Raw genomic sequence first — 16909 nt, forward strand, 5'->3', positions numbered from 1 at the left:
GCAACTGGGCGAGTTGGTCACAGGTCTGCGAGCCGCCGTGAAATATCTCAAGCTCCAGGAGCTTTCGCATGCCCGACACAGAATTTGGCCTCATGCAGGGTGAAGACCGCAGTCACTGGATTCGCCTGCGGACCCTGATTGTGTTGCGCTGGTTTGCCATTGCGGGCCAGCTCATCGCGATCACCGTGGCGCAGCTGCTGTATAATCTGCAACTGGAGCTCGGCCTGTGCCTATTGGCCATTGGCGTCTCGGTGATCAGCAATCTGCTGGCGATCTTTGTCTTCCCGGAAAACAAACGCCTGTCAGAGTTTGAAAACTTTCTGATGGTGCTGTTCGACCTGCTTCAGCTTGGGTTCCTTCTTTATCTCTCGGGTGGTCTTCACAATCCCTTTGCCCTGCTGGTGCTTGCCCCGGTGACCATTTCCGCTGCGATGATGGGCCTGCGGTCAACCCTGATCATTGGCGGCACTGCGATCATTCTGGTCACGCTGATGGCCGAATTCCACATGCCGCTGCACACGGCGCAGGGATTTATCCTGCGTATCCCCGATGTTTTCATCTTTGGCAATTGGACCGCCATCGTCATCGCCATTTTGTTCATTGGCGCCAATTCCTTTCGCATCAGTACGGAAATGCGGCGCATGTCTGATGCGGTTGCCGCCACCCAGCTGGCCCTGTCGCGGGAACAAAAGCTCACCGATCTGGGGGGTGTTGTCGCCGCCGCCGCGCACGAGCTGGGAACCCCGCTTGCCACCATCAAGCTGGCCAGCGGAGAGCTGATTGACGAATTGGAGGACCAGCCCGAACTGCGCGAAGACGCCCAGCTTATTCGCGAACAGGCAGAGCGCTGCCGCCATATTCTGCGTGACATGGGCCGGGCTGGCAAAGACGATCTACATCTGCGCCAGGCGCCGTTGTCGACGGTTATCCACGAAGCCGCCGAACCCCATCTTAACCGGGGCAAGGACATCATATTTGATGAAGGGCCGCTGGCGGATGGCAGTTTCCAACACCCGACTATTCTGCGCAAACCCGAGATCATTCACGGGCTGCGCAATCTGGTGCAAAACGCCGTCGATTTCTCCCGCACAAAGGTGTGGATTGATGCCGCCTGGAACGACGATCAGATCTGCCTGCATATCTACGATGACGGGCGCGGGTTCCCTCCGCATCTTATTGGCCGCATTGGCGACCCGTTTATGCGACGGCGACGCAGCGAAAGTGATCGAAAACAGCGCCCCGAGTATCAGGGCATGGGTTTGGGATTGTTCATCGCCAAAACCTTGTTAGAGCGTACCGGAGCCGAGCTGACCTTTACCAATGGCGCCAGCAAACCACTGCCACATCCGCAGGAGCGGCGCGGGGCCATTGTCGAAGTGACCTGGCCCAGAGAAAAAATTGACGCGCTGGTAGGGGAAAATGCCGTACCCAAGGGAGAAAACAAATGGATAGAAGTTTAACTATTCATTTTTAGGTAATTAATTAAACTACAGTTAACCATTTCCGCGCCATCATAGGGAAAACGAGTAAAGACTAGAGGCAGAACAATATGCAGAACATCATCTCGATCGAGTGGTTGATGCTGGCCGCACTTTGTTGCGCCACTGCAGCCGTAGCCGTCTGGTGGCTATCGCCCGAGCAGCGCTCCAAAGGAATGGAGCAGGATCTGTTGGTCGGAGACGGGCGCACGGATGCTGTATTTCTTTTTGATGATACCAACCTGATCGGCTGGTCCTCTGGTGCGCGCAAATTCATCGGTGAACACGCCGAGCATTTCAGCTGGAACATGCTGCGAGATCAATTGGCCCGCAATTACCCCGGCCTGCCGCAAAGCCCCGGCTTTCTCAAGGATGTTGGCCCGCTGGTTCTGTCCGGCACGGCCTCTGCCGAAAGCCGCGAAGCGCATTGCGAATGGATTGACGGTATCACCCGTGTCCAGCTGCGCCGCAGTACTCTGGAAGAACAAAACAAGAGCCTGGATCAAGAGCTCACCACCCTGCGCGCTGCGGTGCATCAGGCCCCCTATCCGGTCTGGCTGCAATCCGAAGAGGGTGCCGTGACCTGGTCGAACCTCGCCTATGATGATCTCAGCCATAAGCTCCGCGGGCGCGATGCCGAATTCTCTGAACCCCTGTTCGACAATCTGGATGAGCCTAAAAAAAGCGGCAGGGCTGAGCGGATCTCAATCCCGATGCCAGAGAGCAGCAAACGCCTGTGGTACAATATCTCGACCACCGAAACAGAGGCCGGCTGGCTGTGCCATGCGGTGGATGTAAACGCCGTGGTCGATGCCGAGGTGGCCCAGCGCAACTTTGTGCAGACACTGGCAAAAACCTTTGCCCAGCTCTCCATCGGTCTGGCGATCTTTGACCGCAACCGTCAGCTGGTGCTGTTCAACCCGGTTTTGATTGATCTTACCGCCCTGCCTGCCGGCTTTCTCAGCTCGCGACCCACACTGATGACCTTCTTTGACCGGCTGCGCGACCAGCGCTTGATGCCCGAGCCAAAGAACTATTCCAGCTGGCGCCACCAGATCGAAGATCTGTTGGAGGCCGCCGCCGAAGGTCGCTATCAGGAAACATGGTCCCTGCCCTCGGGCTCTGTCTATTCGGTGTCGGGACGTCCCCACCCCGATGGCGCCATTGCCTTTCTGTTTGAAGACATCACCGCCGAGGTTACGCTAACCCGTCAGTTCCGGTCTGAGCTGGAAATGGGTCAGTCGATCATGGACCAAATGGGCGAAGCGATTGCAGTTTTTGCCAATGACGGCACCATGACCTTCTCGAACGAGACCTATCATTCGCTGTGGAAAATGGATCCTGACGCCAGTTTTGCCAAGGTCTCCATCATGGATGCGGCCCGCGTTTGGCAGGATACCTGCAGCGCCACGCCGGCCTGGGGAGAAATCCGCGACTTTGTTGCCGGCAGCGATGGCCGCACCCCCTGGTGGGCGCGGGTGCAACTGCGAGACGGCACACCGCTGCTGTGCAAGGTGACTGCAATCCAGAATGGCGCAACCATGGTTAGCTTTCGGACCCCAGAGCCAGGCCTTCCACCGATGGAACAGCAAAAGTTCGCCATCACGGATCAAAGCAGCTCTGCCTGAAACCCAAGGCAAATTTTTAAAACCCCAAACCCAGAAGGGGCGCGATCATCAGCCAGGTGATTGCGCCCTTGGCGCTTGCAGCCCGTGCAACCCAGATGCATTGTGCAGCCATGACCAAACCCAGTGATCCCGCCCGTTCTGACCCGCGCTCTTCAACAGCGGCACACAGCCCGATTTCCTGTCAGCTGACCTCGCCCGAGGCGACGGCAGATCTGGCGCAGCAGCTTGCCGCACAGCTGCAGCCCGGCGACTGTCTCTTGCTGGAGGGGCCGATTGGGGCAGGTAAAACTCATTTTGCCCGGAGCCTGATCCAATCGCTGATGTCTCATCCCGAAGATGTCCCCTCCCCCACATTCACTTTGGTGCAAACCTACGAGGTTCCATCGGGTGAGCTGTGGCATGCGGATCTCTACCGTCTTTCTGCCCTTGAAGAGATTGAAGAACTTGGCCTGTTTGAGGCCTTTGACGACGCCATCTGCCTGATTGAATGGCCCGATCGCCTGGCCGAGCTGACACCGGCACATGCCCTGCATCTCAAGCTCACGCTGGATCCCGCAGAGGAAGATTGCCGTCACCTGACCCTGACCTGGAGCGATGCCAAATGGCAAAGCCGTATGGATGAGATAGCACATGACAGACCGTGACAGCCAGATTTCGGCATTTTTGCACCGCACCGGACGCGGCGACTGGAGCCGTGAGCCACTGGCCGGCGATGCCTCGGCGCGCCGGTATGAGCGACTGACGAGCCCGGATGGCCGCACCTTGATCCTGATGGATGCCCCTCTTGGCAGCGGCGAGACCATTCTCCCCTTTGTCCGTATCGCCAACTACCTGCGATCCCTTGACTTCAGCGCCCCTGCCATCCTCGGCGAGGATGCAGATAACGGCTTTTTGCTGACCGAAGATTTTGGCGATCAGCGGTTCTACGAGGTGCTCGAACAGGATCCCCGTCAGGAGAAAGCGCTCTATTCACTGGCCACCGATTTTTTGGTCCAGCTGCACAAAGTCTCAGGATCAAAGGCACTGCCCGGCCTGGATCATCTGGGCCCCCGCGTCATGGCTGAAATGTCCGGCCTGGTGATCGAGCGCTATTGCGACGCCATCAACGGCAGGGGCGATTCGGATCTGAAAACCCGGTTTGAAAACCAGTTTGAGGATATCCTGCGCCAGACCGTGAAAGAGGACATGGTTTTTGTGCATCGGGATTTTCACGTGCAAAACCTGATGTACCTTCCTGATCGCGAGGGTCTGGCACAGGTCGGCGTGATTGATTTTCAAGACGCCCGCATAGGCCATCCCGCCTATGATCTTGTGTCCCTTCTGCAAGACGCCCGCCGGGATGTGCCTGCCGCCATCGAGTCCCGCATGATCAACCGATACCTGGATGCCTCTGGACTGGATGAATCCGGGTTTCGCGGTGCCTATTCTGTGATCGGCGTCCAGCGCAACCTGCGTATTCTGGGCATTTTCGCCCGGCTGTCGCAGGACTTTGGCAAACCCCAATATCTGGAGTTGATACCACGCGTCTGGACCCATGTTATCAACGGGTTGGAGCATCCGGCCCTTGCTCCTTTGGCGGAATTCTTGTTGCCAGAACTGCCTGCTCCCACCCCTGAAAACCTGGCAAAGCTGCGCTGATGAGCCTCACCATTCCTCCCCGCAGCTGTCCCAATGTGATGCTCTTTGCCGCCGGTTTTGGCACCCGCATGAAGGCGCTGACCCAGACCTGTCCCAAACCGATGATCCCGGTCGGCGGCCAGCCGTTGATCGACCATACGCTACAGCTGGCCCAGGCAATCCAGCCACAACGGATTGTCGCCAATCTGCATTACCTGCCGCAGGTACTGGAGGCGCATCTTGCGCCCAAGGCGGTGCTGCTGAGCCATGAAAGCCCACAGGTGCTCGATACCGGCGGCGGGCTGCGTCAGGCGCTGCCTCTGCTGGGGGCCGACCCCGTCTTTACCGCCAATACCGATGTGATCTGGAAAGGGGAAAACCCGTTTCAGGTGGCGCTCAACGCCTGGGATCCGGCGCGGATGGATGCGCTATTGGTCTGTATCCCGACCAGCCGCTGCCGCGGCCGCAAAGGCGGTGGAGATTTCACCTGCGACAGCCAAGGCCACATCAGCCGGGGTGGTGATCTGGTCTATGGCGGCGTGCAGATCCTCAAAACCGAAGGGCTGCACGGGATTGAAGAGAATATATTCTCTCTCAACCTTTTGTGGAACGATATGGCCAGCCAGGACCGGCTGTTTGCGGTAGAATATCCGGGCCACTGGTGCGATGTGGGCCATCCCGAAGGGATCGCCATTGCCGAGGATCTGATTGCCGATGATATTGTTTGACCCTCAGGACAGCCCACGCGTCTTTGCCGTTCCCAACGGAGTTGATTTCCCCCGCGCCCTGGCCCAGGGGCTGATCAGTCGCAGCAGATCGCTGCCACCCGAAGCTTTTGCCCGCGTTGAGGTGATCCTCAACACCTCCCGGATGATGCGCCGCTGCCGCGCGCTGTTTGAGAAGGGACCGGCCCTGTTATTGCCGCGCATGCGTCTGCTCACCGATCTGGCACGCGAGGCCAGCCTGCAGGGGCTGCCCCCGGCCCTGCCACCGCTGCGGCGCCGGTTGGAGCTGTCGCAGCTGATCGCCAAGCTGCTGGAGGCCCAGCCCGACCTAGCGGCGCGGTCCTCGCTTTATGATCTCTCGGACAGTCTGGCCAATCTGGTTGACGAAATGCAAAGCGAGGGTGTCAGCACCGAAGTCATCCGCAACCTGGATATATCCGATATGTCAGGGCATTGGGCGCGGGCACAGCAGTTCATCGGCATCGTGGACCAATTTGTCGATCTGCATAGCGACACCGTCGACACCCAGGCCCGGCAACGCCAGATGGTCGAAAACCTGATCGCCAAATGGGAGGTGGATCCGCCGCAGCATCCGGTGATTCTGGCCGGCTCCACGGGCTCACGCGGGACCACGCATCTTTTGATGGAAGCCATTGCCCGCCTGCCCCAGGGCGCGGTGGTTCTGCCCGGCTATGATTTTGATCAACCCGTCGAGGTCTGGCACCACCTGCGCGATGCACTCACCTCCGAAGACCACCCGCAATACCGCTTTGCCAAACTGGTGTCGGATCTCGACATGGAGCCCAGCGATGTACAGCGCTGGAGCCCGGATCAGCCGGCCTCTGCGGCGCGCAACCGTCTGGTCTCGCTGGCCCTGCGCCCGGCCCCCGTCACCCACGCCTGGATGAGCGAAGGCCCAGAGCTCACCGAATTGGACAAGGCCTGCGCCGATGTCACCCTGGTGGAGGCTCCAAACCCACGTGCCGAGGCCCTGGCAATTGCCCTGCGCCTGCGGCAGGCGGCCGAGGATGGCAAAACCGCCGCGCTGATCTCGCCGGATCGGATGCTCACCCGACTGGTGTCAGCCGCATTGGATCGCTGGGGTATCTTGCCCGATGATTCCGCCGGCCTGCCGCTGCAACTGACGCCTCCGGGGCGTTTCCTGCGGCATGTGGCAGAGCTGTTCTGCCGGCCACTTACGGCGGATGCGCTGCTCACCCTGTTGAAACATCCGCTCACCCATGATGGCGACAGCGCCGAGGCGGCGCGCGGCGAACATCTGCGCCATACCCGTGATTTTGAGCTGAACCTGCGCCGCAATGGGCCGCCCTTTCCCGATACGGCAAGCTTTGAAGCCTTTGCTACGGACCGCGCCCTGATGCCTGGCTGGACAGATTGGCTGTCGCAAAACTTTGCCGACCAGCAGGTCACCAAAACGCTGCATCTGACCAATTGGGTGGCGCTGCTGCGCACCCGCGCCGAAGCGATTGCCGCCGGCAGTCAGGTGCTGGCAGAGGGTCAAAGCGGCACCCTGTGGGATAAGAAAGCCGGACAAGAAGCGCGCACAGTCTTTACCAACCTGGAGGCTGAGGCGGCCTATGGCGGCGAGATGTCGGCGCGTGATTTTGCCGATCTTTTGTCCGCCATCCTGTCTCAGGGAGAGGTGCGGGATCGCGACGCGCCCTATGGCTCCATCATGATCTGGGGCACGCTAGAGGCCCGTGTGCAGGGCGCCGATCTTGTAATTCTGGGCGGTCTGAACGAGGGCAGCTGGCCCGAAGCGGCCAAGCCCGATCCCTGGCTTAACCGACAGCTGCGCCATCAGGCGGGGCTGCTGCTGCCCGAACGCCGCATTGGCCTGTCGGCGCATGATTTCCAGCAGGCCATTGCTGCGCCCGAGGTCTGGTTGACCCGTGCGGCCCGCTCGGATGAGGCCGATACCGTTGCCTCGCGCTGGCTCAACCGGCTGACCAATCTGCTCTCCGGTCTGCCGGATCAGGGGGGCAAGGATGCACTGGACGCGATGACGGCGCGTGGCCAGAAATGGCTGGGCTGGGCAGAGGCGCTGGAACGCCCCAGTGAAATCCCCGCCGCGCTGCGCCCTTCTCCACGGCCACCTGTCGCCAGTCGGCCACGTCGGCTGACCATCACCGAAATCCCACGCCTGATCCGCGATCCCTATGCGATTTACGCCAAACACGTGCTGCGCCTCAGGCCTTTGAACCCGCTGGTGCAAGAGCCTGATGCGCTGCTGCGCGGCACCGTGGTGCATGAGATCTTTGAGGTGTTCATCCGCGACAGCCTGGAGGATCCCAGCCGCCTGACGCCCGAATATCTGATCAAAACCGCCCGCAGCCTGCTGGACCGCGATGTGCCCTGGCCGGTGGCGCGGATGCTCTGGCTCAGCCGGATCCAACGGCTTGCAGCGGAGTTCATCCTTGCAGAGCAGTCCCGTCAGACCCGCGCCAAGCCCCTGAAACTGGAAGCCATGGGCGAGGCCCGGCTGGAGCCTTTGGATTTCACCATCGCCTGTCGCGCTGACCGCATAGACCAAGACGATCGCGGCTTTTTGCACCTTTACGACTACAAAACCGGCGCGCCGCCCTCGGAAGCGCAGCAAAAGAAGTTTGAAAAACAGCTGCTGATCGAAGCCGCCATGGCCGAAGAAGGCGCCTTTAAGGAGATCGGCCCCGCCGAGGTCGCCCGCGCCGCCTTTATCGGGCTGGGCAGCACCCTGAAAGAAGTCCCCGCGCCGCTACAGGATCAGCCCCCCACCAAGATCTGGGAAGAGTTAAAACAGTTGATCGGCGCCTATTTTGAACAGGACCAGGGCTATTCCAGCCGCCGCATGGTGCACCGGGATGACATCGCCGGCGACTATGACCATCTTGCCCGGTTTGGCGAATGGGACCGCAGCGCCACGCCCGAACCCGAGGATCTGACATGAGCAGCAGTGCCCCAAAACACCGCGATGCCGCATCCGAAGCCCAGTTTCGCGCCGCCCGACCCGATGCCTCGACCTGGCTGGCGGCCAATGCCGGTTCGGGCAAGACCAAGGTGCTGACCGACAGGGTGGCGCGACTGCTGCTCAAAGGTGTGCAGCCCCAGCATATCCTCTGCCTCACCTATACCAAGGCCGCCGCCAGCGAGATGCAGAACCGCCTGTTTCAGCGGCTGGGGGAATGGGCGATGCTGCGCGATGACCAGCTTATCGCCGCGCTCAGCGAATTGGGGGAGACCAATACCAACTCTGAGGATCTGGCCCAGGCGCGCACCCTGTTTGCCCGCGCGATTGAAACTCCCGGCGGGTTGAAAATTCAGACCATCCATTCGTTCTGTTCCTCGCTGCTGCGCCGTTTCCCGCTGGAGGCCGGCGTCAGCCCGCAGTTTTCCGAAATGGAAGACCGCGCCGCATCCCTGCTGCGGGCCGAGATTGTCGAGGACATGGCCAAGGGCGGTCTGGCACATCTGATAGAACCGCTGGCGCGCCATGTTGGCGGCAGCGATTTTGAAGATCTCACCGCAGCCCTGTGTCAGCGCCGGGCCGAATTTGAAACAGAGCTGGATTGGCCCGCATTGCTGGCCCGGTTTGATCTGGCCGACGGGTTTGACCAGGCCGCGCTTGAGGCGCTGGTCTTTTTGGGTGGCGAGGCAGAGCTGCTGTCGCGCACCCGCACTATGCTGAAAACTGGCGGCACCACCGATCAACGCGCCGCTGCCAAGCTGGCGGGGATTACCACGCCGACACTGGGCGACCTGGCCATATTGGAAGACATCTTTCTGACCGGGGCCAGCGCCGCTGAGCCGTTTTCAGCCAAGATCGGCAAGTTCCCCACCAAGAAACTGCGCGAAGCAAATGTCAGCCTGATGGACCAGCTAGAGCCTTTGATGCTGCGGGTAGAGGACGCCCGCGCCAAGCGGCTGGCCCTGGTGGCGGCCCGAAAATCCCACGACCTGCATCAGTTTGCCCAGGCCTTCCTGCCGGAATATGAGGCGCGCAAACAGCAGCGCGGCTGGCTCGACTTTGACGATCTGATCCTCAACGCCCGTCAGTTGTTGAACGACCCCGCAGTGGCCGCCTGGGTACTGTACCGCCTGGACGGGGGGATCGACCATATTCTGGTGGACGAGGCCCAGGACACCAGCCCGGTTCAATGGGATGTCATCGAAAAACTGACGCAGGAATTCACCGCCGGGGAAGGCGCGCGCTCAGATGTGGAGCGCACTATCTTTGTGGTCGGCGACAAGAAACAGTCGATCTATTCCTTTCAGGGCGCTGACCCGGATGCCTTTGACCGGATGCAGGTGGAATTTGCTGACCGTCTGTCCGAATCCGGCTCAAACCTGCAAAACGCCGCTTTGGAGTTTTCCTTCCGCTCCTCTGCCGCAATCCTGCGGTTGGTGGATCTGGTGTTCAAGGACAGCCCCCGCGCGGGGTTTCACAGCGACGCCCTGCACCGGGCCTTTAAATCTGACCTGCCCGGCCGGGTGGATCTGTGGCCCGCCGTGGATAAAACCGACGACGACGATGACAGCGACTGGACCGATCCGGTGGATCGCCCCGGCAGCCGTCATCACACGGTTATTCTGGCTGAACGCATTGCCCGCCAGATCAAGGAGATGATCGACAGCGGGGTGACCATCCCCGAAGATGGCCCCACACGCGGAACCTTTCAGCGCCGTCCGGTACATGCGGGTGATTTCCTTATTCTGGTGCAGCGCCGATCCGAGCTGTTTTCCGAAATTATCCGCGCCTGCAAAAACGCCGAGCTGCCCATTGCCGGCGCGGATCGGCTCAAGGTGGGGGCGGAACTGGCGGTCAAGGACATCGCCGCGCTCCTGTCCTTCCTGGCCACACCGGAGGATTCGCTGGCCCTGGCCGAGGTGCTGAAATCACCGCTCTTTGGCTGGTCCGAACAGATACTGTTTGATCTGGCCCATCGTCGCAGCGGCAAACATCTGTGGCCGGCGCTGCGGGACCGGCGCCAGGAGTTTCCCGACACCCTGGCGGTGCTGGATGACCTGCGTGATCAAACCGACTTCCTGCGGCCCTTTGATCTGATCGAGCGCATCCTGACCCGCCACCAGGGGCGGCAGAAATTGCTGGGCCGATTGGGACCTGAGGCCGAGGATGGCATCAATGCGCTGCTGTCTCAGGCGCTGGCCTATGAACGCTCTGATATTCCCAGCCTCACCGGGTTTCTGGTCTGGATGCAGACCGATGATCTGGAGATCAAACGCCAGATGGGGGCCTCGGGTGATATGATCCGGGTGATGTCGGTACATGGCTCCAAAGGATTGGAAGCGCCAATTGTGATCCTGCCCGATACCGCCAAACGCAACGCCCCCAGTGATGCGGAAATCATGGTGGCGAATGGCACCCCTGTGTGGAAATTGCCCAAGGATCAGATGCCAGAACTGTTGTTTTCTGCCCGCGAGGCGGCGCAGGAAAAACAGCAGAACGAACGGCTCAGGCTGCTCTATGTGGCGCTGACCCGGGCCGAAAAATGGCTGATTGTGGCCACGGCGGGCACGCTGTCAAAAGACGGTGACAGCTGGTATCAGCGGGTTGAGGCCGCCCTGCGCGAAGGCGGCGCCACCGCCTGTGATCTGCCCGGCGGCGAAGGTCTGCGGATGGCCCATGGCGATTGGGACGGGCTGGAGCTGGTTGCGCGCGAGGTTCAGGAAAAGTCCCGCCCCATTTTGCCCGAGCTCTTTACCCTGCCAGCGCCGGCCTATGTCGCACCTGAACCGGCATTGACGCCTTCGGATCTGGGCGGCGCCAAGGCGCTGCCCGGTGAGCAGGGACTGGACGAGGAGGTCGCAAAGGCGCGCGGCAGCCGGTTGCACCTGTTGCTGGAACATCTGCCTGCCCAGCCAGACGCTGAGTGGGCCAAACTGACGGATCTGTTGTTGCCTGAGGCCCCGGATGGCGCCGATCTGTTGGCCGAGGCCCGCGCTGTTCTGGAAAACCCTGAACTGTCCCATATCTTTGCCCCCGAGGCCCTGGCAGAGGTGCCGATCACCGCCCAGCTGGGAAAGCAGCGACTGTATGGTATTATTGACCGGCTCATCGTGACGGCGGACAGGGTGCTGGCGGTGGATTTCAAATCCAATGCGCAGGTTCCCAAAAGTGCCCGGCACTGCCCCAAGGGCCTGCTGCGGCAGATGGCGGCCTATGGTCATGCGCTGGCGCAGATCTACCCGGACCGCCAGATTGAGACCGCGCTTTTGTGGACCCGTAACGCCAGTCTGATGAGCCTGCCGCACGATCTTGTGACAGATGCGCTCAAGGAGGTGTTGGAACCTTGACGATCTGTTAAGCTCTACCTAGGTTCCAACTCCAGTTGCCATAGATCTCAGGAGACATTCCCATGTCCACCGTAGCCGTCACCGACGAAACATTTGACGCCGAAGTCAAGAATTCCGCAGTCCCCGTTGTGGTGGATTTCTGGGCCGAATGGTGCGGTCCCTGCAAACAGATCGGTCCCGCTCTGGAAGAGCTGGCGGCCGAATATGGCGACAAGCTGAAAGTTGTCAAAGTTGATGTCGACAGCAACCCGAATTCTGCTGCAGCCATGGGCGTACGCGGCATTCCGGCGTTGTTCATCTTCAAGGACGGCCAGGTTGTGTCTAACCGCGCCGGCGCCGCCCCTAAGGCCGCGCTGCAGAGCTGGATCAACGAGTCCATCTGATCCGACGATCACTGCATTTTTTAAAGGCGTTCCCGGGTGGGGGCGTCTTTTTCATTTCAAGGACGGTTTTATGACCCCAGAGTTTCGCCAAAAGGCCATTACAACCTGCAGCGAGAAGATCGCCAAGAAAGGGGAGGGCGTAGGCCTGTCGTTTTATGCCTTTTTCAAGAACCGCAACGATGATCCGGAGCTGTTGATGCAGGTGGCAACCTGGTGGATCCGGGACCATCAGTTGGACCATTTTGAGAAGGCCGTAAAAATCCGCGACATGATGCAGGCTGGTGCCTAGCTGATCTGACCGGATCGCGGAGCACCTTAGCCAAGCAGGGGGCGCTGCCCCCGTCGCCACGGGCGACTCCCCCGGGATATTTTTGGCCAAATGAAGATATGGGGTTTTCTTTTGAGCTGGGCTGCGGAGAGTGACAGGCAAAAGAGACCGGGAGACAGGCATGGGAAAAACACGGGTATTGGTGGAATTCGGCATGGGCAGCTCGCTCAGACGACAGGATTACACCGAGGCGGCAAAGCGTGCGATCAAGGATGCGCTTTGGCATAATTCGGTGAGCATTGCAGAGCTGTTTGATTTCCCAAAAGAGGCCATGATCATTGATGCAGAAATTGGCCTGGCAAAGCCGGAACTGGTGGATGTCGAGGCCTTGAAAGCAATTTTTCCCTATGGCCAGCCCAGTATTACGGTGACAAAGGGCGGATTGGACGTGGCAAAACCTCAGGGGGAGGGTGTCACGATCATTGCCAATGCTGCGGTGATTGTCTCGTTCGATATGGAGGAGGCGTCATGAGCGAGAAACGCATCATTCTGGAAATGGGCACTGGCAACGATCTATATGGTCAGGACTACACCAAGGCGGCGCGCCGTGCGGTGCAGGATGCCTTGCATCATTCCTCGATCACCCTGTTTTCCAAGCTGGGCATTGATCATGGCGAGATGCGGGTTGAAGTCACCATAGCGGTGCAGGAGCCGGCGCAGGTGGATTGTGATCTTGTGGCACAGGATCTGCCACGCGGGCGGGCCACCGTGCGGGCTGTCAAAGGGGGATTGAATGTTGCTGACCCCGAGTCCGATGGTCTGCATGTAGTGGCCACTGCCGCTATTGAGGCCTGGTTGCCGGATCAGTCTGCCGCCTACAAGCTCAGCTCCTGAAAAAGACAAAGCCGCCCCAAACTGGAGCGGCTCATCGTCTCTGGTGCTTCTGCACCCGGTCTTTGGGTCTTACAGTTTGTCGATATCCGCGCGGGTCATACCGATGTCTTCCAACTGTGTCGCAGAGAGCTGAGACAGCGCCTTGCGGGTCTGGCGGGATTCATTCCATTCAACCAGGTTGGTTTTGAAATTCATGATTCCGTCTACCAAACGAAGAACGGAGACTGCGCCCAGCGGCGCATGGAGGTTTGCGGTCGTCATTGCACTAGTCCTTTAAGTTCGTGTGTATTCACGTTGTCTGTTTGTAAGCCTCATGTAGGAGAGCTTGCTGAGTCCTACAATTGCCCATTAAACAGCCCCGATTTGCGTGCCGCGCATAGCAAGTAAGCACTTTGTTAACGCACCCGTCAGGGACCCGGGGCTAAAAGGCTGTCGGCCGCAGAAACAGGCCGCCCGACCGAGACTTGTACAGGATCGGAGATGGATCCATATAGAAGGCAACAAAACTGGAGGCATAAATGGCAGATGATCAATTCCCCGGCTGGCACGGAACCACCATTATTGGTGTCAAAAAGGGTGGTGAAGTGGTCGTTGCCGGCGATGGGCAGGTCTCGCTGGGGCAGACCGTGATCAAGGGCACCGCCCGCAAGGTGCGTCGCCTGTCCCCAGGAGGGTTTGACGTGGTCGCCGGTTTTGCCGGATCCACCGCAGATGCCTTTACCCTGCTGGAACGGCTGGAGGCCAAGCTGGAAGCCTCGCCGGGTCAGCTGGCCCGGGCCAGTGTTGAATTGGCCAAGGACTGGCGCACCGATAAATATCTGCAAAAACTCGAAGCCATGCTGATCGTCACCGACGGGACCGAGCTTTTGGTGATCACCGGGGCAGGGGATGTGCTGGAGCCAGAGAATAACGTGGCCGCCATTGGCTCGGGCGGGAATTTTGCCCTCGCCGCCGCCCGTGGTATGATGGACAGTGACCGCAGCGCCGAAGCCATTGCCCGCGACGCCATGGCGATTGCCGCTGATATCTGCGTCTATACAAATGGGCGACTGACCGTCGAAAGCATCGCTGCCGAGACTGGCACAGACAAACCCACCTCGGAGAGTTGATGTGAGCCAGATCGACCAGAATGATATTCGCGCTGCCGTTGGCTCTGGCCTGATCAGCGAGGCCCAGGCTGCCTCATTGTTGGCGATGTCTCATAGTCGGCGTGGTGCGCGCGAGGATCTGGCACCGGGTGATGAGCCCTTTGAGCTGTTCAAAGGGTTCAACGAGATTTTCATCGTCATTGGGATGCTCATTCTGGCCTCGGGCTGGGCAGCTGTCACCGCTGCCTTTATCGCTGGCGGCCTTGGCGGATATGTCGAAAAGACCATCTCCTCTGCGGCGCTGGGTGCGGTCGTGCTGTGGATCTTTGCCGAGTATTTTATCCGCCGCCGCCGCATGATCGCCCCGGCCATTGCCCTGTCTTTGTTATGGGCTGCAAATGCCGGGACCGGTATTACCGCCTTGTTTTCGGAACCCTTCATGGTGGCGCAGAACGATCTCTCCAGTCTGCCGCTGCCGATGGCGCTGACCACCGCTGCGGTGGCGCTGTTCTGGCTTCGGTTTCGTGTGCCCTTTGCCATGGCGCTGATTGCGCTTGGCGTCTTTGCGCTGACCCTGATGGTGGCTGCAGAACAAGCTGGTCGCCCGGATGGGATTAGCGACTTTTTCCTGTTTTCCGCCTCTGGTCCCTTCGCCTGGGTGACCCTTGCCGTTGGGATTGTCGTCTTTGCGGTGGCGATGCTGTTTGATCTCAGCGATCCGCATCGCGTCACCCGCCGCGCGGCACAGGGGTTCTGGCTGCATGTTGTTGCCGCCCCCGCCCTGGTCAATACCATCGCGCTGAGCCTGCTGGAAAGCGGCACCCCCAGCGCCCAGCTGATACTTGTTGCGGTGCTCCTGGGCTTTGCCCTGGTCGCCATTGTAATTGACCGCCGGTCCTTCCTGATTGCAGCGATCGGCTACAGCGTGACCCTGGCCGGCACCGTTTTTGACGGCGAAGGCGCTGCCATGACCGTCCTTTTGCTTGGCTTCTTCCTGGTGATCCTTGGCGCCTTCTGGGCCCGGATCCGGGCTGCCTTGCTCGCTCCTTTGGCCGCTGTGTTGCCGCTGCACCGCCTGCCTCCCTCTCACTGAAACGAGACATCCCATGACAGACCTGACCCCCCGCGAAATCGTTTCTGAACTGGACCGCTATATCATCGGCCAGAACGACGCCAAACGCGCCGTGGCCGTGGCCATGCGCAACCGCTGGCGCCGCAAGCAATTGTCGGACGATCTGCGCGACGAGGTATACCCCAAGAACATCCTGATGATCGGGCCCACCGGCGTTGGTAAAACGGAAATCTCGCGCCGGCTGGCAAAACTGGCCCGGGCGCCCTTCATCAAAGTAGAGGCAACCAAGTTCACCGAGGTTGGCTATGTCGGCCGCGACGTGGAGCAGATCATCCGCGATCTGGTGGACAGCGCCATCGTTCAGACCCGCGCCTTCATGCGCGAAGACGTCACTGCCAAGGCCCAGAAGGCCGCCGAAGAGCGGGTCATCAGCGCCCTGGCCGGTGAAGATGCCCGCGAAATCACCCGTGACGTATTCCGCAAGAAACTCAGAGCAGGGCAACTTGACGATGCGCTGATCGAATTGGATGTTGCTGATAGCTCCAACCCGATGGGCAATATGTTTGAGGTCCCCGGCCAGCCTGGCGGCGGTAGTATGGGGATGCTCAACATCGGCGATCTGCTGGGCAAGGCAATGGGCGGGCGCACGGTGCGCAAAAAGATGACCGTTGCCGAAAGCTATGAGGTGCTGATTGGCGACGAGGCCGACAAATTGCTGGATGATGAGGTCGTTACCCGCGCCGCCATTGAAGCCGTAGAGCAAAGCGGCATTGTCTTTCTGGATGAAATCGACAAGGTCTGCGCCCGCTCAGATGCGCGCGGCGGCGATGTCAGCCGAGAAGGCGTGCAGCGGGATCTGCTGCCTCTGATCGAGGGCACCACTGTCAGCACCAAACATGGTCCAATCAAGACAGACCACATTCTGTTCATTGCCTCCGGTGCCTTTCACGTCGCCAAGCCTTCTGATCTGTTGCCTGAACTGCAGGGGCGCCTGCCAATCCGGGTCAATCTGCGCAGCCTGAGCGAGGCCGATTTTGTCCGCATCCTGACGGAAACCGACAATGCGCTCACCCTGCAATATACTGCCCTGATGAAAACCGAAGATGTTGAGGTGACCTTCACCAAAGATGGCATTTCTGCGCTTGCCAAGATTGCAGCAGAGGTGAACCATTCTATTGAAAACATCGGCGCGCGCCGCCTTTACACGGTGATTGAACGGGTGTTTGAGGATCTGTCTTTCAACGCCCCAGACCAGGGCGGAGAAAAAATCATCGTCAATGCCAGCTTTGTCAGCAAACACCTGGGCGAACTGGCCAGCAAAAGCGACCTCAGCCGCTACGTGCTGTAGCAGGCTGGAACGCCGGTATTGCTCCCAGCAGAGACTTGTTTTCATCTGGCTGTAGGCTTGCTAGTCTATGGCCAGATCACCCGGCAGTTTTCACCA

15 protein-coding genes are annotated in these 16909 nt (G+C 59.8%); 14 read left to right on the top strand and 1 reads right to left on the bottom strand.

Going from position 1 to position 16909, the window contains the following annotated elements:
- Positions 1–68: 68 nt before the first annotated feature.
- From regB to ARCT_RS0122495, 11 genes are all read left to right on the top strand, one after another.
- The gene (gene regB, locus ARCT_RS0122440) at positions 69–1460 is read left to right on the top strand and encodes a sensor histidine kinase RegB (protein WP_027242088.1); all 1392 of its coding nucleotides are present in this window, start codon (positions 69–71) and stop codon (positions 1458–1460) included.
- Between the two features lie 89 nt (positions 1461–1549).
- Positions 1550–3106 carry a PAS-domain containing protein gene (locus ARCT_RS0122445; RefSeq protein ID WP_027242089.1) on the top strand — a complete coding sequence of 519 codons (1557 nt, stop codon included), beginning with the start codon at positions 1550–1552 and terminating at the stop codon, positions 3104–3106.
- A 110-nt stretch (positions 3107–3216) separates the two neighbouring features.
- Positions 3217–3750: a tRNA (adenosine(37)-N6)-threonylcarbamoyltransferase complex ATPase subunit type 1 TsaE gene (gene tsaE, locus ARCT_RS0122455; protein ID WP_084300929.1), complete on the top strand. Its 534-nt coding sequence runs from the start codon at positions 3217–3219 to the stop codon at positions 3748–3750.
- Positions 3737–4744 carry an aminoglycoside phosphotransferase family protein gene (locus tag ARCT_RS0122460; RefSeq protein WP_027242091.1) on the top strand — a complete coding sequence of 336 codons (1008 nt, stop codon included), beginning with the start codon at positions 3737–3739 and terminating at the stop codon, positions 4742–4744. Before tsaE ends, ARCT_RS0122460 begins: the two co-directional genes overlap by 14 nt.
- The gene (locus tag ARCT_RS0122465; protein WP_240476365.1) at positions 4744–5451 is read left to right on the top strand and encodes a nucleotidyltransferase family protein; all 708 of its coding nucleotides are present in this window, start codon (positions 4744–4746) and stop codon (positions 5449–5451) included. The genes ARCT_RS0122460 and ARCT_RS0122465 overlap by 1 nt, the downstream gene beginning before the upstream one ends.
- Complete coding sequence (gene addB / locus ARCT_RS0122470; protein WP_205855546.1) at positions 5438–8395, top strand: double-strand break repair protein AddB; 2958 nt, start codon at positions 5438–5440, stop codon at positions 8393–8395. Before ARCT_RS0122465 ends, addB begins: the two co-directional genes overlap by 14 nt.
- A complete protein-coding gene (addA, locus tag ARCT_RS0122475; protein WP_027242094.1) occupies positions 8392–11760 on the top strand; it encodes a double-strand break repair helicase AddA in 3369 nt (1122 codons plus the stop codon). Before addB ends, addA begins: the two co-directional genes overlap by 4 nt.
- A gap of 62 nt (positions 11761–11822) precedes the next feature.
- On the top strand, positions 11823–12143 hold the full coding sequence (trxA, locus tag ARCT_RS0122480; RefSeq protein WP_027242095.1) for a thioredoxin: 321 nt from the start codon (positions 11823–11825) through the stop codon (positions 12141–12143).
- Between the two features lie 70 nt (positions 12144–12213).
- Positions 12214–12432 (top strand): DUF6500 family protein, encoded by a 219-nt coding sequence (locus tag ARCT_RS0122485; RefSeq protein ID WP_027242096.1) that lies wholly within the window; start codon positions 12214–12216, stop codon positions 12430–12432.
- A gap of 160 nt (positions 12433–12592) precedes the next feature.
- Positions 12593–12943, top strand: coding sequence for a Lin0512 family protein (locus ARCT_RS0122490; protein WP_027242097.1), 351 nt, complete (start codon positions 12593–12595; stop codon positions 12941–12943).
- Complete coding sequence (locus tag ARCT_RS0122495) at positions 12940–13305, top strand: Lin0512 family protein (protein WP_027242098.1); 366 nt, start codon at positions 12940–12942, stop codon at positions 13303–13305. The genes ARCT_RS0122490 and ARCT_RS0122495 overlap by 4 nt, the downstream gene beginning before the upstream one ends.
- A 69-nt stretch (positions 13306–13374) precedes the next feature.
- Here ARCT_RS0122495 and ARCT_RS0122500 read toward each other — a convergent pair whose 3' ends face one another.
- Positions 13375–13566: a DUF1127 domain-containing protein gene (locus tag ARCT_RS0122500; protein ID WP_027242099.1), complete on the bottom strand. Its 192-nt coding sequence runs from the start codon at positions 13564–13566 to the stop codon at positions 13375–13377.
- A 257-nt stretch (positions 13567–13823) separates the two neighbouring features.
- On the opposite strand from ARCT_RS0122500, the gene hslV reads away from it, so the two are divergent.
- The 3 genes from hslV to hslU are packed head-to-tail and all read left to right on the top strand — an operon-like array spanning position 13824 to position 16813.
- Positions 13824–14414: an ATP-dependent protease subunit HslV gene (gene hslV, locus ARCT_RS0122505; RefSeq protein ID WP_027242100.1), complete on the top strand. Its 591-nt coding sequence runs from the start codon at positions 13824–13826 to the stop codon at positions 14412–14414.
- Between the two features lies 1 nt (position 14415).
- Positions 14416–15486 (top strand): hypothetical protein, encoded by a 1071-nt coding sequence (locus ARCT_RS0122510; RefSeq protein ID WP_027242101.1) that lies wholly within the window; start codon positions 14416–14418, stop codon positions 15484–15486.
- A 13-nt stretch (positions 15487–15499) separates the two neighbouring features.
- Entirely contained in the window at positions 15500–16813 is a 1314-nt protein-coding gene (gene hslU, locus ARCT_RS0122515; protein WP_027242102.1) for an ATP-dependent protease ATPase subunit HslU, read from the top strand.
- Positions 16814–16909 lie beyond the last annotated feature (96 nt).

The organism is Pseudophaeobacter arcticus DSM 23566 (assembly GCF_000473205.1).
GTDB lineage: Bacteria > Pseudomonadota > Alphaproteobacteria > Rhodobacterales > Rhodobacteraceae > Pseudophaeobacter > Pseudophaeobacter arcticus.

Excerpts from the sequence above, each read along its gene's own strand:
- ARCT_RS0122500 (WP_027242099.1), bottom strand. The coding sequence starts at position 13,566 with ATGACGACCGCAAACCTCCATGCGCCGCTGGGCGCAGTCTCCGTTCTT.
- hslU (WP_027242102.1), top strand. The coding sequence starts at position 15,500 with ATGACAGACCTGACCCCCCGCGAAATCGTTTCTGAACTGGACCGCTAT.
- hslV (WP_027242100.1), top strand. The coding sequence starts at position 13,824 with ATGGCAGATGATCAATTCCCCGGCTGGCACGGAACCACCATTATTGGT.
- regB (WP_027242088.1), top strand. The coding sequence starts at position 69 with ATGCCCGACACAGAATTTGGCCTCATGCAGGGTGAAGACCGCAGTCAC.
- ARCT_RS0122485 (WP_027242096.1), top strand. The coding sequence starts at position 12,214 with ATGACCCCAGAGTTTCGCCAAAAGGCCATTACAACCTGCAGCGAGAAG.
- ARCT_RS0122490 (WP_027242097.1), top strand. The coding sequence starts at position 12,593 with ATGGGAAAAACACGGGTATTGGTGGAATTCGGCATGGGCAGCTCGCTC.
- ARCT_RS0122460 (WP_027242091.1), top strand. The coding sequence starts at position 3,737 with ATGACAGACCGTGACAGCCAGATTTCGGCATTTTTGCACCGCACCGGA.
- trxA (WP_027242095.1), top strand. The coding sequence starts at position 11,823 with ATGTCCACCGTAGCCGTCACCGACGAAACATTTGACGCCGAAGTCAAG.
- tsaE (WP_084300929.1), top strand. The coding sequence starts at position 3,217 with ATGACCAAACCCAGTGATCCCGCCCGTTCTGACCCGCGCTCTTCAACA.
- ARCT_RS0122495 (WP_027242098.1), top strand. The coding sequence starts at position 12,940 with ATGAGCGAGAAACGCATCATTCTGGAAATGGGCACTGGCAACGATCTA.
- addA (WP_027242094.1), top strand. The coding sequence starts at position 8,392 with ATGAGCAGCAGTGCCCCAAAACACCGCGATGCCGCATCCGAAGCCCAG.
- addB (WP_205855546.1), top strand. The coding sequence starts at position 5,438 with ATGATATTGTTTGACCCTCAGGACAGCCCACGCGTCTTTGCCGTTCCC.
- ARCT_RS0122445 (WP_027242089.1), top strand. The coding sequence starts at position 1,550 with ATGCAGAACATCATCTCGATCGAGTGGTTGATGCTGGCCGCACTTTGT.
- ARCT_RS0122465 (WP_240476365.1), top strand. The coding sequence starts at position 4,744 with ATGAGCCTCACCATTCCTCCCCGCAGCTGTCCCAATGTGATGCTCTTT.